7 protein-coding genes and 1 pseudogene are annotated in these 16,261 nt (G+C 39.8%); 3 read left to right on the top strand and 5 right to left on the bottom strand.

What is annotated here, in order from left to right; all coding sequences use genetic code 11:
- Positions 1-39: 39 nt before the first annotated feature.
- Positions 40-420 (bottom strand): 2-dehydro-3-deoxyphosphooctonate aldolase, encoded by a 381-nt coding sequence (locus tag GUU89_RS13815; RefSeq protein ID WP_394350918.1) that lies wholly within the window; start codon positions 418-420, stop codon positions 40-42.
- A 118-nt stretch (positions 421-538) separates the two neighbouring features.
- A complete protein-coding gene (locus GUU89_RS13810; RefSeq protein WP_162128458.1) occupies positions 539-1,018 on the bottom strand; it encodes a DUF4199 domain-containing protein in 480 nt (159 codons plus the stop codon).
- A gap of 99 nt (positions 1,019-1,117) precedes the next feature.
- On the opposite strand from GUU89_RS13810, the pseudogene GUU89_RS13805 reads away from it, so the two are divergent.
- Positions 1,118-1,674 (top strand): annotated as a pseudogene (locus GUU89_RS13805) (YeeE/YedE family protein).
- 3 nt (positions 1,675-1,677) lie between these two features.
- On the top strand, positions 1,678-2,091 hold the full coding sequence (locus tag GUU89_RS13800) for a DUF6691 family protein (protein ID WP_162128457.1): 414 nt from the start codon (positions 1,678-1,680) through the stop codon (positions 2,089-2,091).
- A 1-nt stretch (position 2,092) separates the two neighbouring features.
- Here the strand turns inward: GUU89_RS13800 and GUU89_RS13795 are convergent, their stop codons facing one another.
- The 3 genes from GUU89_RS13795 to GUU89_RS13785 form a co-directional block, all read right to left on the bottom strand.
- A complete protein-coding gene (locus GUU89_RS13795) occupies positions 2,093-11,611 on the bottom strand; it encodes a T9SS type B sorting domain-containing protein (RefSeq protein WP_235922083.1) in 9,519 nt (3,172 codons plus the stop codon).
- 80 nt (positions 11,612-11,691) lie between these two features.
- Positions 11,692-12,852, bottom strand: a complete 1,161-nt coding sequence (locus GUU89_RS15055) for a PKD domain-containing protein (RefSeq protein ID WP_162128455.1) — start codon at positions 12,850-12,852, stop codon at positions 11,692-11,694.
- Between the two features lie 11 nt (positions 12,853-12,863).
- Positions 12,864-13,325: a hypothetical protein gene (locus GUU89_RS13785; RefSeq protein WP_162128454.1), complete on the bottom strand. Its 462-nt coding sequence runs from the start codon at positions 13,323-13,325 to the stop codon at positions 12,864-12,866.
- 354 nt (positions 13,326-13,679) lie between these two features.
- Here GUU89_RS13785 and GUU89_RS13780 point away from each other — a divergent pair, with 354 nt between their 5' ends.
- A complete protein-coding gene (locus tag GUU89_RS13780; RefSeq protein ID WP_162128453.1) occupies positions 13,680-16,229 on the top strand; it encodes an Ig-like domain-containing protein in 2,550 nt (849 codons plus the stop codon).
- Positions 16,230-16,261 lie beyond the last annotated feature (32 nt).

The following is a 16,261-nucleotide window of genomic DNA, read 5'->3' as shown; positions in this document are numbered from 1 at the left end:
ATGAATAATTTGGTTACTTTTTACAGATATTATGTTAACTTATTTTTTAACAGAAAGGCCAACTGGAACCAACAAATAGCCTCGTTCATAAATGTTTAGGTAAAGTTTTGTCGGACTGGTTTGCCCTTGCCAAGTTAGTTCATAAACATCTAAAAATCCGGCTCCCATTTCGCTTCTTTTGGTAGGAAACGGACAACAACTTTCTAACTTGGTGAACGTTATTTTTTCGCCTTTGGGTCCCGCTAACGCATTGAGGAATCGCTCAGCATTTAAATTTTCATTTTTTGTATTTTGATAAAATACATTTACAGGATAATCAGGGTCGTAGCCATATTTTTTGTCTTTACTGTATTCGGTCAACAAAAAAGTATTGTCTTTGGTTAAAGTGGGAATCGGTGCATTGTTGTCTACATTTTTCAAAGTAGATTTAGTACTGACGCAGGAAGTAAAGAAAACTGCCAGCGCAACGAAATAACTTAGTTTGATTATTTTTTCATGGTGAAATATTTTTTTTGGATAACACAATAACCGTGCAACTTTATTTTTTGGTTCTGATGAATAGAGAAACCAATGCTCCGGTAATAATACCCATTGACAAATTACTGAATGAATTTTGCAACATATAAGTTTGTAAATTGAAATATTGTTGGGCTACTTCCGCAGTCATAAAACCGCTTTTTAATTTGTAAGCAATAATAGTGTCAAAAAAATGCGGCGTAATGCTTTTATAAATAACATACTGCGTAATGGGGGTAAATAAAGCAATAACAAATGATAAAATCACTCCGCTGACAAATCCTTGCGTCCAAGTCATAGTTCCGTTGAAAAAGTATTTTTTCTTTTCCTTCAAAGCTAAGATGAAAAACAATAGTGCCGGAAAACCAAAAAGATTAGTATAAAGCGCATAATCAGCAATAAATTTGTCATGCAATCCTGCAAATTTTTCGCCTATGGCCCAGGCTAATGTCAGTAAGGTAAAGCGAATCGCCCATTTTATTTCTATCGAGTAGTTTTTCATGTTATCTTATCAATTTGAAGCCAAAAATACTTTATTTTTAATAAAAAGGAGTAAGGTTGCAAATGGTTAATATTGCTATTTTTGTAAAAAATATTCAAAATGGAATATATCACGCACACTTGGCATTGGGCCATTTCAGGTTTTCTGATTGGTTTGATTATGCTGACACTTATTTATTTCGGAAAAGCTTTTGGAATGTCTTCCAATCTTCGTTCGCTTTGTGCCATGACGGGAGTGGGGAAAAAAGTGCCTTTCTTTGATTGGGACTGGAAATCACAACGCTGGAATTTAGCCGTGGTAATAGGGGCTATGATTGGAGGTTACGTGGCGATTCACTTTTTAAATGATGCTTCCAATGTGACTTTAAATCCAAAAACCGTAGAGCAATTAGCGGCCATGAATATTGATGCGCCTAATGGAAAAGTGTTGCCGGATGCTATATTTGGTAATCAAGTCTTCCAATCGCCCAAAATGATTTTAATCCTTATTGTGGGGGGATCCTGATTGGTTTTGGTTCTCGCTATGCCGGAGGTTGTACTTCGGGGCATGCCATTTCCGGAATGAGCAACCTACAATTACCGTCTTTAAAAGCGGTCATAGGTTTCTTTGTGGGCGGATTAATTATGGCTCATTTTATTTTACCTTTACTTTTTTAAGCTATGAAATTATTCAAATTTATATTGGTTGGTTTTGTTTTCGGTATTGTATTAACCAAGGCAGAAGCGGTGTCCTGGTACCGTATTTATGAAATGTTTCAGTTTCAGTCGTTTCACATGTTTGGCATCATCATGGTGGCCATTGCTACAGGAGTGATTGGGATTCAACTTATCAAAAGAAAGCAATTGAAAGATATAGCAGGTAACCCGATTGTTATTTTGGATAAAGAAAAAGGAACCGTGCGCTATCTAATTGGCGGTACTCTTTTTGGTTTAGGTTGGGCACTAGTTGGTGCTTGTCCGGGTCCTATTTTTATTCTTCTGGGAGCCGGTTTTTTAAGTGCAGGATTAATATTGATTGGTGCTGTTTTTGGAACGTTTCTTTATGGCGTTATCAAAGATAAATTACCTCACTAACTTATCGTTTCAGCGAGAAATGGGCTTTAAATTCTTTCCATTCTAAACCACTCGGATATTCTACTTTGAACCAGTAATCGGTAGCCGGAAGTTCATGTCCGTTGTATGTCCCGTCCCAGCCATCTCCTGAAGTACTCAGTTGTTTCAGTAATTTGCCATAACGGTCAAAAATGTATAAACGTGCCGGCTGATTTTCCAATCCTGTTACATTCCATGTGTCGTGAAAACCATCGTTATTGGGCGTAAAGTAATGCGGATAATCAATGGTTTGTATATCCATCAACAAAATTTCACCACAACTATTATTCGTTTTAACATCTCGAACGGTTACCGTATGTGGACCTATAGCCAGATTTTGAAAAACATTACTGCTTTGGAACGGACCGTCATCTAAACTGTATTCATAAAGACCGAATCCTAACACATTTACCGTCACAATTTGATTAGCATCAAATGCATTAGTAATACTATAAGCCGGATTAGAAGCCATAGCCGGTCCCGATTGAATCACGGTAAACGTATTCGAAACAGTAGAGACACAACCCAATAATGGAGGATTATTACTGGTGGCCACTACTGTATAATCGCCCGGAGCAACAGTGTTAATCGTATGAATAGGACCAGTGGCATTCGGGATTACAGTACCCCCAAATGACCATGTAAAAGTATAATTGGAATTGGTAATCCCACTGTTCAATTGCAATCCACTGATTAAAGTGTTGCTGCCATATTCGACACAAATAGTATCGCTACCCGAAGTTATAAAAGGTTCAGCCAGCTTTTCAACTGTTAGCGTAAATTGGGCTAATTGGAAACAGCCCGTTGAGTTATCTTCCACACGAATCCAAAGGGTATGGGTATCGGCTTGATAGTTGGTTAAGTCAGTTATGGCATTAACACCATTTTGTGCTTCTGTCTGATTGTTGTAAAAAGTTGCGGTTACATTGGTTTGAGTGCCAATAATTCCGTTTATATAAGTGTTTAAATCCAAAGTAAAGAAGCCATCATTAGTACCATCGGTATCACAAGTTTCAAAATTAGCAGGAGCTGTGGCGGTTGGTTTCGGATTTACTTTAATAATGAAACTTCCAACGGCACTTTTACATCCGGTAGTAGTGTTGGTGATTTGTACAAATACCGGTTGCGGATTATTCGTATTAATGTAAGTTGTCGGACTGTTTATAGGTAAGGTCAAACCGGCATCTTCGTAAAATGTAACACTGTAATTGGATACCGGAGTGGTTTGATTGCCTGTCAATAAAGTTGAGGTTTGTGAAGTTAAATCAAATACCTCAAAGCCATCATTCACCCCTGATGGATCATTTTCACAAATTTGAAAATCGGGGATTGTGGCTACCACCGGTAATGGATTCACAATGAAACCTTGCTGCACTTCTTTATAGCATTTTCTACCGGTATAATCAATGAATGCGTTGTTGCTTACCGCGATATAAACATATTGAATTTGATTAATAGTTGTACCGGCAATGCTACTATCTCCAACTAAAGCCGAAGTAGGAACCATAATTTCGTTGGTATTATTTTCCAAATCGGTATGCGTTGGGAAATAATGTAATTCCTCATTAGGATTGCCATTCGTGATATAATTTTGATTTAATGTCAAATCAAATAAGGCAACTCCTGAACCGGCCACCGTTTCACATTGCATAGGCAGAACCATTTCAGGACTATAGGTATGTGGATTATTTGGTGTCGGAATTGGTAACACTCTAATGTCTAAAGTGGTATAACTGCGACAACCTTGGGCATTGGTAACCATTACTCCCAATGTTTGTACGGATGGTGAGCTATTTGTATAAGCGGTCGAATTTGAAATAGGAATGCTTGATGCTGTAACAGGATAACTAGGGTAGTAGGTTACGGTCATACCGGCCTGATTTTGTGTAATTTCATTATTCTTAACGGTTAAATCAAAAACAGTGAATAAATTATTCGGTATCGCATCATCGTCACACATATTTAAAGGGGTTGGTGTGATTAGCGGCAATGGCGGATTGATTAATAACTCAAAAGAACCAATAGCAAAACAATCTGAAGCGTTATTTTCTACTTTAACCCAAATAATTTGATGATTGGCTCCGGTATAACTAGTTGTATTAATAACAGGATTCAAACCGACTATAGCATTAGCTTGAGAAGTATAATAAGTTACAGTATAACTAGCCGATGGTAAATCCTGATTGGCTAAAACAAGTGGTGTAATTTGAGTTAAATCAAATAACATCGATAGATTTTGAGGGTTATTATCCTGATCGCACTGAACCAAAGGCGCTATGGTTATTGGCATTTTGGGTTGCGGTTCCACATGCAATTCAATTGGAATCACACTGCGACAACCGTTCACATTGTCTACAGCCGAGGCATAGATAAATTGAATAAACGGATACAAATTGAAATACGGACTCGCCAAAGGATTATTTCCTAATTCGGCATCGGTAATGGTTTCGTGGTAGGTGATGGTATAATCGGCACCCTGCAAAATATCGGCTGTCAGCGTATTCAAATTAAATCCATCCACGCCATCCTGATTGGTATCGCATATGGTAAATGGCTCAACCGGCGGAATAGGACTTGGTATAGGCTCGACCCGAATATCTATCGTAGAAAGCACAAAGCATCCGGTATCGTCATTTTCTAATCTTATCCATAAGGTTTGTACTGCCGGAACCGCATTGGTATAAAGTAATGGCAACGGGTTGACAGCTGTCACAGCATCAGTCTGACTATAGTAAAAAGTAACAGTCACACCGGTTTGTCCCATTAATATATCCGTAATTTTCGAACCCAAATCAAAAACTTCATAGGCATTTGGCAGGCTGTCATCACATAAAGAATAAGGAAGATACGCAGGTTGCATAGCCGTTGGTAAAGGATCTACAATCAATTGCAAAGTAACGATATCAGAACAACCTGTAGCAGTAGTTTCTACGCGAATCCATATCGTTTGGGTGTCAATGGTTTGATTAATGAAATTGGTAAGATTGCTTATCGGATTCGTTTCTGAGGTTGCATTTGCTAGACTGGTGTAATAAGTAATAGTATGGGTAGCCGGATTTATGGTTCCCATCACTTCCGGTGTTATGGAAGTTAAATTAAAACTGGCAAAACCATCATAATCGTTGTCACATACATGATAATCTTCCGGTTCAGTGGCTTCCGGGGTTGGATTTACAATCAACTCCAAAGTAATTATTTTATAACACATTGAAGTCTCAACCGATTCAACTCGGATAAAAATAGTTTGATAATCAGCAAAAATGTTTGGATAAGCTGACGGATTCGGGATGACTGTACCATTAATTTGTGCATCGGTTATAGTTTCATGAAAACTAACCGGATAAGGATTTCCTCCTGTAATAATCGGAATAACTTGTGTCAAATCGAACGTTCCGAATCCATCATTATTAGGGTCACAATAATACAATGGTGAAAGTGAGTTCAATAGTGGCAGAGCATAAACGGTTATTGTTAAACTTGCTGTTGTAGCACATTGCCCGGTAGTAGGGGTAAATGTATAAGTTGTGGTGCTGGTATTGTCCAAAGCCGGTGACCATGTTCCCGTGTAGCTATTGTTTGAAGTGGTGGGCAAAGCCGATAAAGCATCTCCCGAACAAATAGGAGCCACCGAAGCAAAGGACGGCAGTACATTCGGAATAACCGTTATCGTTAATGTAGTTGTGGTAGCACATTGTCCTGTGGCTGGGGTAAAGGTGTAAGTGGTTGTAACCGTGTTATTCAAAGTTGGTGACCAAGTTCCGGTATAGCCATTATTTGAGGCAGTTGGTAAAGCCGGTAAAGGAGTTCCCGAACAAATAGGGGCGACTGTCGTGAATGTTGGTGTAATATTAGGATTAACCGTAATGGTTAAAGTAGTAACTAAAGCACATTGTCCGGTTGTTGGCGTAAATGTGTATGTTGTAGTAGCAGTATTATTCAAAGTTGGTGACCAAGTTCCGGTATAGCCATTGTTTGAGGAGGTTGGCAAAGGAGATAATGTCGCTCCCGAACAAATTGGTGCCACTGCAGTAAAAGTTGGTGTAATATTAGGATTTACTGTTATAGTTAAAGTAGCTGTTGTGGCACATTGCCCTGTTGTTGGCGTAAAGGTGTATGTTGTTGTAGCGGTATTATCCAGAGTTGGTGTCCATGTTCCGGTATAGCCATTGTTTGAGGTGGTTGGTAATACTGTTAAAGTTCCACCCGAACAAATAGGAGCCACAGCGGTGAATGTGGGCGTGATGTTAGGATTAACCGTAATGGTTAAAGTAGTTGTTGTAGCACATTGTCCTGTCGTTGGTGTAAATGTATAAGTTGTTGTAGCGGTATTATCTATAATCGGAGACCAAGTTCCGGTATAACCATTGTTTGAGGTAGTTGGCAATGCTGTTAAAGTTCCACCCGAACAAATAGGAGCCACCGCGGTGAATGTGGGCGTGATGTTAGGATTAACCGTTATAGTTAAAGTAGTTGTTGTAGCACATTGTCCGGTTGTTGGAGTAAAAGTGTAAGTTGTTGTAGTGGTATTATTTAGAGTCGGAGCCCAGGTTCCGGTATACCCATTATTAGAAGTCGTAGGCAATGCCGATAAAGGAGTTCCCGAACAAATAGGAGCCACCGCTGTGAACGTTGGAGTAATATTGGGATTAACCGTAATGGTTAAAGTAGTAACCAAAGCACATTGTCCGGTTGTTGGTGTAAATGTATAGGTAGTAGTTGTAGTGTTGTCTAGTGCGGGAGTCCAAGTACCGTTAATCCCATTATTAGAAGTAGTAGGTAAAGCGGATAATGTTCCTCCTGAACAAATCGGAGCCACGGCTGTAAAGATTGGAGTAATATTAGGATTTACCGTAATGGTTAAAGTAGTAACTAAAGCACATTGTCCGGTTGTTGGTGTAAACGTATAGGTTGTGGTTGTTGTATTGTCTAAAGCCGGAGCCCAAGTTCCCGTGATGCCATTATTAGATGTTGTCGGAAGTGTAGTTAGCGTTCCCCCCGAACAAATTGGAGCCACGGCAGTAAAAGACGGGAGAATATTTGTGGCAACAACAACTGTTGCTTTTACAAAACAACCATTACTATCTGTATAAGTGATGGAGGTGGTACCATTGGTAATGCCGGTAACCAATCCGGTATTGTCAATGGTGGCTACAGCGGTATTGGAAGAAACCCAAGGTGTAAAGACAGCAGGTGTCCCTGAACCTATGAGTTGCGATGTGCTGCCATTACAAAAAGTCAAATTCCCGGTAATAGTTGGTTTCGAATTTACAGTTATCGTCAGAGTGGTGGCGGTAGCACACTGTCCGGTATTTGGTGTAAACGTATAAGTCGAGGTTGCGGTATTATCTAACGCCGGAGTCCATGTTCCGGTATAGCCATTGTTTGATGTAGTTGGCAAAGCTGATAAAGTCCCCCCAGAACAAATCGGAGCCACGGCTGTAAACGTTGGGGTAATATTCGGATTTACAGTAATGGTTAAAGAGGTGGTTGTAGCACACTGTCCGGTAGTTGGCGTAAACGTATAAGTTGTTGTTGCAGTATTGTCTAAAGCCGGAGCCCAAGTTCCGGTGAAGCCATTATTAGATGTCGTTGGTAAAGCTGATAAAGTTCCGCCAGAACAAATCGGAGTCACGGCTGTAAACGTTGGGGTAATATTTGGGTTTACAGTAATGGTTAAAGTCGTCGTTGTAGCACACTGTCCGGTAGTTGGGGTAAAAGTATAGGTTGTGGTTGCAGTATTGTCTAGGGCTGGTGACCAAGTACCGGTATATCCATTATTTGAGGTAGTTGGCAAAGGAGATAATGTTCCACCCGAGCAAATTGGGGCTACTGCTGTAAAGGTTGGTGTAATATTAGGATTAACCGTAATGGTAAAGTTTCTGTTTGTAGCACATTGTCCGGCCATTGGGGTAAAAGTATACGTTGTAGTTGCTGTGTTGTTAATAGCCGGAGACCAGGTTCCAGTAAATCCATTATTTGATGTCGTAGGCAAAGCCGATAAAGCTGCTCCCGAACAAATAGGAGCCACAGGGGTGAATGTTGGTGTGATTTTCGGATTAACTGTAATAGTTAAAGTAGAAGTAGTGGCACATTGCCCGCTTGTTGGTGTAAACGTGTAAGTTGTAGTTGCGGTATTGTTCAAAGCAGGTGTCCAACTTCCTGTAAATCCATCGTTTGAAGTGGTTGGTAAAGGAGATAAAGTTGTTCCCGAACAAATCGGAGCTACCGCCGTAAAGCTAGGTGTACTATTCGGAGTGACATTAATTGTCAAAGTATTGGTCACAGCACATTGACCGACCGTCGGTGTAAACGTATAAGTTGTAGTGGTAGTGTTATCTAAAGCAGGTGACCATAGTCCTGTAATACTATTATTGGAAGTGGTTGGCAAAGCCGATAAAGTTCCTCCTGAACAAATAGGAGCCACGGCTGTAAAAGTTGGAATTATATTCGTTGCTATAGTAACGGTTGCAGTTACAAAGCAGCCATTGATATCGGTATAGGTTATAATTGAAGTCCCATTCGAAATCCCGGTCACTAATCCGGTATTAGATACGGTTGCCACGCCAGTGTTTGATGAAATCCACGGACTAAGTACTGCTGCTGTCCCTGAACCGGTAAGTTGTGAGGTACTACCATTACAGAATGTCAAGCTTCCGGTTATGGTTGGATTAGCATTTACAGTGATGATTAAAGTAGTTGTGGTAGCACATTGTCCAATGGTTGGTGTGAACGTGTATGTTGTTGTAGCGGTATTATTCAAAGTAGGTGACCAAGTTCCGGTATACCCATTGTTAGAAGTTGTAGGCAAAGCCGATAAAGTGCCTCCCGAACAGATAGGGGTCACCGCCGTAAAGGTTGGTATAATATTCGGATTTACGGTTATGGTTAAAGTGGTTGTCAGTGCACATTGTCCTATACTTGGAGTAAATGTATAAGTAGTGGTTACAGTATTGTCTAAAGCCGGTGCCCAAGTTCCGGTGAAACCATTATTAGATGTTGTTGGTAAAGCCGATAAAGAACCTCCTGAACAAATGGGAGTCACTGCTGTGAATGTTGGTGTAATCTTAGCATTAACTGTAATGGTTAAGGTTGTTGCTAAAGCACATTGCCCTGTAGTTGGAGTAAATGTATACGTTGTTGTTGCAGTATTGTCTAAAGCCGGTGCCCAAGTTCCGGTAAACCCATCATTGGAAGTGGTTGGTAAAGCTGCTAAGACACCTCCCGAGCATATTGGTGCTACCGGAGTGAAGTTTGGAATACTATTCGAATTAACTGTAATGGTTAAGGTTGTGGTTGTGGCACACTGTCCTGTTGTTGGAGTAAAAGTATATACTGTTGTGGCAGTATTATTTAAAACCGGCGACCAAGTTCCGCTAAATCCATTAGTAGAAGTGGTAGGTAAAGGCAATAAAGTGGCTCCCGAACAAATGGGGGTTACTGCTGTAAAAGTTGGTGTAATGTTAGAATTAACTGTGATGGTTAATGTTGTAATTGTCGCACATTGTCCTGTTGTTGGTGTAAAGGTATAAGTTGTGGTAACTGTATTGTTTAAAGCCGGCGCCCAAGTCCCTGTAAAGCCATTATTAGATGTCGTTGGCAAAGCCGATAAAGCAGCGCCTGAACAAATGGGAGCCACTGCTGTGAACGTTGGTGTAAGGTTTGGATTAACGGTAATAGTTAAAGTTGTATTCTGAGCACATTGTCCTGTTGTTGGCGTAAAGGTATAAGTCGTTGTAGCGGTATTATCCAACGCAGGTGCCCAAGTTCCGCTTATACTGTTGTTCGAAGTGGTAGGTAAAGGCGATAAAGTGGCTCCCGAACAAATGGGAGGCACCGCTGTAAAAGTTGGAATTATATTTGTGGCAATCGTAATTGTTGCCGTTATAAAACAACCGTTACTATCGGTATAAGTTATGGTTGAGGTCCCATTTGAAATTCCGGTTACTAACCCCGTACTACTAATAGTTGCCACTGCGGTATTAGAAGAAACCCATGGAGTAACAGCGGCAGGCGTTCCGGATCCATTCAATTGAGAAGTACTGCCATTACAAAAAGTCAATGTACCGGTTATAGTTGGATTGTTATTTACCGTAATAGTTAAACTAGTTGTCGTAGCACATAATCCTGCGGTTGGTGTGAAGGTATAGGTGTTAGTTGCCGTGTTGCTTAAAGCCGGAGCCCAAGTTCCTGTAATACCGTTATTAGAAGTGGTTGGCAAAGCCGATAACGCTGTTCCCGAGCAAATCGGAGCTACTGCTGTAAAGGAGGGACTAATATTAGGATTCACCGTTATGGTTAATGTGGTTGTCGTAGCACATTGCCCTACTGTTGGTGTAAAAGTATAGGTTGTTGTTGCTGTGTTGCTCAAAGCGGGTGTCCATGCTCCTGAGATGCCATTAGTAGAAGTAGTAGGTAATGCGGATAATGTTCCTCCTGAACAAATCGGAGCTACTGCTGTAAAGGTGGGAGTAATATTAGGATTCACCGTTATGGTTAATGTGGCTGTCGTGGCACACTGACCTACTGTTGGTGTAAAAGTATAGGTTGTTGTTGCTGTATTGTTCAATGCCGGCGCCCAGGTTCCTGTAATACTATTGTTAGAAGTAGTAGGCAAAGCCGATAAAGTTCCTCCCGAGCAAATAGGAGCTACTACTGTAAATGTCGGAGTGATATTTGGGTTAACAGTTATGGTCAAAGTCGTTGTAGTAGCACATTGTCCTGTTGTTGGTGTAAAAGTATAGGTTGTTGTTGCCGTGTTGTTTAAAGCGGGTGCCCAAGTTCCCGTAATGCCATTAGTAGAGGTGGTTGGCAAAGCCGATAATGTGGCACCGGAACAAATAGGACCGACAGCCGTAAAAGTAGGAGTGACAGAAGCATTTACATTTACGGTAACAGTATCCGAAGTAGTACAACCGGTTCCGTTATTTCCGGTTAATGTATATGTGGTGGTTGAAGTCGGACAAACTGTTGGTGATAATGTTGTGGTATTAGTCATTGCTGTTGTTGGTGACCAAGTAAAAGGAGGTAAATCATTATTAAAGGTTATCGTCCAGCCCGTAATGTTTCCTGATATTGCCCCGGCATCATCCCGAACAAAAAGTTGCCAGGTACCATTGGCATTGCAACCATTTAAAAGACTAAAAGCTTGCTCAGGTGAATACGTTCCCGAAAAAGGAGCCAAACCGGAAGTTACCGGGTTGGTAGAAGTAGGCGTAAAACAAGTATTGGTATAGTTATCTCCCGAAGTTCCGTTGTCAGTTGATAGCTGAATTCTAGTACCGTTTGGACATTCAAGAAAAATATCTAAATCCTCATCCCAAGCGTGGGTTATTGATAAACATACTGAGGCAATAGAGGTGTTTGTAATGGTAGTTGGAGCGATACCACTTACTGTTATTGGTGAGTTGACTCCTGTTGTATTATTGTCTGGTATAGCATAAGTTCCTCCGTTAGTAAATACAGCCGGTTCGGTAGCACCAATAGCATTTGTTGTACCTCCCAATGTTACACATCCGCCCGAGCAAATTGCAGCAGCCGTTCCTGCATCAACAGTCGGAAATGGTTTTACGGTTACCGATTGTGTTATAGCGTTTTGACATCCCCCGGAACAGCTGTTAATAAAAGTGTGGCGTTGTAAGTTCCCGCTGCTGCATAAGTATGGGTCGGATTTTTTAATGTGGAAGTGAATCCATCGCCAAAAGTCCAATTATAGGTGTAATTTCCGTTAGTAGTATTGGTGAATTGAGTTGGTGTTCCCACGCAAGCGGTTGTAGCTGTAAAAGAAGGGTTGGGGCTCGTAACGGTGGCTGTGGTACCGGTAAAATCTAATGTGAATCCTGCCGATGAAGTTGCTGTAAATCGATCTACAAGAATCGTATAAGTCTGTCCCGCTGTAACTGTAAAAGTAGGGTTGCATTGAGGTCCGGAACAGCCTAAACCTGTAACGCCACCTGGTCCTGTAGTACCGCTCCAGTTACAAGATATTTCTGTACCCGGACAGGAGCTTGAGGTATTGAAAACGGCAAAATCATAATCAATTACAGAAGTAGGCGTAATAGCAAATTGCAATATTCCCGATGTGGCTACTGTAAAACTATACCAATTTGAAGAACGTTCTCCCGGTGCTCCAAAACAAGATGGACTTTCTTGATTAACCCCAACACTTCCGGTTCCGTTTGGTACCGAAACACTGTTGAGATTACATAATGTAGAAGCTGTTATACAGTCTTGTACCGGTAAAGTAGGCCCGATGGGTAAAGCTTCCTGAGCACAAATTCCAAAAGTTCCCGTAGTATTTCCGTTGCCGTCTACTAGCAAATAATAAGTGTTGCCAACAGTTAAACCATGTAAGATGATATCGGTATGATATAAACCGGTAGCCGGATTGATATCTTCCTGACAGGCAATTTGGGTTAAAGAGCCACAGCTTCCGCTAAAAACCGCTAATTGTGTATTGGCTAAAGTTCCACTGAAGTTGGTTGAAATTTCTATATCAGCCAAAGTGGCTACAAAAGAAAACCAAACGGAATGACTTAAACTATTTGGAGACCAACAGGCCGGGGTGGCGGGATCTCCTACTGTGGTAGCAGCAACATTAGTATAAAAAGTAGAATTACAGCTTCCGGCAGTTACAGCTATCGGTATGGCGGAACCACAGGCATCATTTGCGGGTTGGGCAAAAAGACCGGTTGAAAAACCGATGTAAATCAAACATACATACAGATAGGAAACTAGTTTTTTCATCCTTTTGACTTTTACTTTTCTTTCGGATTATTCAAATAGACTTCACGACTGACCGGTTTGTCATTTTTAATATAAAAAACATCCGGAGCATTTTTTTCATTGGCAGGAAAAGGTGTTTTAGTAAAAACATCCTCAGATTGGCCTCTTATAATAAAGTGTATATTCTTTTTGTTTTCAAACCGTAATTCTCCTTTTGTATTGATTTCTGAATAATTTCCGGTATCAACAAAAATGGTGTCCCCTTCTTTGGCTTTCTGATAGGCAGCGGATATAGTTAGTTTTGGAGAATCAGGCGATAGACCGTCGTTATTGTCATTTCCTATGGTTTTGGTATACAAATCTCCTTTCAGGGAAGTATCATTTACATAATAGTTGACAGCTCTTGTTTCATGATAAGAGAAAAAGATAATGCACAACAACAAATACTTGTATTCTTTACTTTTAGTCGAATAGAAGTGTAAAAGTGAAACCATAAAATAAAATGTTAATAAAAACTTAAATCAAATGTAATGAATTGAATGTTAAATTTCAAAATAAATCAGTTTGTTTATTGATTTGTATTCAATAAGTTGTGATTGAAAGACTTATTTTATCATGAAAATTATTAAATGACTGCTATTTCATCATTATTGGTTTTTAAGGAACATTTCAAGAAAATCATACCCGCTTTATTGTTAATAACTGCTATTTAATTGTTAATAAGTCCAACTTAAGTGTAGTTTGTAGAGTTTTTAGGTTGAATATCGACTTACTTGTGTAAACTGTTGATATGGAGATAACTTTGCCACATAGTTTAATCCCAAATCTATTTTTACAAAATAAAGCATATGAAAAAAATACTACTTTTATTAATCGTCGCTTCATTTTATTCGATCACGACCAGAGCACAATGTACTATTACGGGAGCTACCGTTAATTCAAGTACGTTAAGTTGTGCTTCATTGGCTTCATGTTCTACTATTTATGTTGGTAACGGAACAAATGCTACAGTCTTGAATATGAATGCTAACTTGGATTTGACTTGTTTAGGAGCCATCCAGTTTGTTATTAGAAACAATGCCAGTATTGATTTCTCTAATGGTAATTATGATTTGTCCTTTGCGGCTAACACCGCTATCATAGTTGAAGCCGGAGGAAATTTAAGTGCCGGAACTAACTGTAGTGCCTCAGATTTGATAAAGGTAGGAGGCACCAAAGTAGCTTCATGTAACGGTAGTGGTGGAGGAGTTTTAATGGATTTCCCTACTTTGGTTTCAGGTGGTGGCTATAACACCGTTAATACAACAGGGACAACTATATGTGCTTCAGGTTCAGCAACGATAACAGCGGCTAAAAATCCTACGCCTTCAGCCACAACAGTTTATGAATGGTTTACAGTTGCTACAGGTGGAACTCCTTTCTTAACGACTACAGTTACTTCAAGTCCTTATTCGACTACTTACACGACACCAACATTATCCGCTAATACAACTTATTATGTTCAGGCGACCACTGGTTCGGTTACTACGCTAAGAAAAGCAGTAACGGTAACAGTAACAGCAGCACCTGCCGCACCTACAGTAACGCCTACAAGTCCGGGTTGTAATGTTGCCAATGGTTCAATTACTATAACAGCACCTACCGGAGCTGGCTATACCTATAGTACTAACGGAACAACTTATACTAACACAACAGGAGTGTTTAACTCAATGGCTGCTGGCACGTATAGTGTTACAGCAAAAAATAGTACTGGCTGTATATCTTCAAGTACAAGCGTAACGTTAAGCCAGCCATCAAATACTTGGAACGGAACCGTTTGGTCATCAGGAACTCCTCCTACAAGTTCACAACGAATTGTTTTTTCAGGAGATTTTTCTTCTTCCTCTGATATAACCGGATGTTCTTGTCATGTAACATCAGGAAATGTAGTTTTTACTGCCGGAACAACTTTATCTCTTGTTAATGAGGTAAAAGTAACTGCAGGTTCTTTATCTTTTGATGATACGGCCAGTTTGGTACAAACCAATGATGCTGCTGTCAATTCAGGTAACATTACTTATAGTAGACAAACCTCTCCACTTAAATTATATGATTATACTTATTGGTCATCTCCGGTAGCCGGTGCTGCTTTAAGTCAATTGGCTACCAGCTCAATGTGTTATTCATTTAGTCCCAGTATCAACAATTGGGTTTACCAAGCCAACTCAACCGCAATGACACCGGGAGTGGGGTATATCGGAAGAACACCAGACCCTTTATTGTCTGCTACACTCCAAACAAATTTTGTCGGAGTTCCTAACAATGGAGTGGTTAATGTTTCTATAGTGAAAAGTACCGGAGCCTATAATCTTATCGGTAATCCTTATCCATCTGCTATTGATATTGATTTATTCCTAACAGATGCTACCAACTCAACAGTTGTAAATGGAACCATTTATTTTTGGACACACAACACCAGCATTACCAATAATAATTATACTATTAATGATTATGCAAAATATAATTTTACAGGAGGTGTAAGAACTTCAACACCTGCTCTTTCAGGAAATATTTACCCAACAGGAAAAATAGGAGCAGGTCAAGGATTTTTTATTGAAGCCAATACAGCCAAAGCGAATGGAACTTATACAGCTTCTTTTAAAAATGCTATGCGTGTAACGAATACAAATACTCAATTCTTTAGAAATAGTAATACGGCTGCTAATTCATCAGTATCATCTATAGAAAAACATAGATTGTGGTTGTCATTGACCGATACACAAGGCGCTTATAACCAAATGTTATTGGGATATGTTACCGGAGCTACTAATGATTTTGATACCATGTTTGATGGTAAAACAATGCCGGTTGGGAATCCTGTAGCAATTTATACTATGGTAGGTGACTATGATTTATCTATTCAAGGTAAAAGTTTACCTTTTTCAGAAAATGATGTAATTCCTGTAGCCTATAGCACGACTACTAATGGAACTTTAACCATAAGCTTAGAGAACTTTGACGGATTGTTTGAAAATCAGAATGTTTATATGCTTGATAAGGTAACAGGTGTGTATCATGATATGAAATCAGGCGATTTTACATTTACTACTACAAGCGGTACTTTTGAAAGTCGTTTCGAACTTCATTTCACTAACACGGCTCTAGGTACGGTTGTTCCCGATTTCAATGCTGCTGTTGTGGTGTTAACGAATCAACATCAACTTACTGTTCTTTGTGAAGCCTCACCAATTGCTAAACTAGAAGTGTTTGATCTTTCAGGAAAACAAATCTTCTCGCAAAGCGGATTAAACACTACTAATTTCCAAACCGGAAACTTATCAGTTGGCACACAAGCACTTTTAGTAAAAATAACATTAGAAAACGATATAACAGTAATCAAAAAAACGTTGATGAACTAACATTAACCCTGTTATCATAATCAACTAACCAT

This window comes from Flavobacterium phycosphaerae, from assembly GCF_010119235.1.
Classification (GTDB): Bacteria; Bacteroidota; Bacteroidia; order Flavobacteriales; family Flavobacteriaceae; genus Flavobacterium; species Flavobacterium phycosphaerae.
This window is presented reverse-complemented; position numbering and strand designations above follow the sequence as displayed.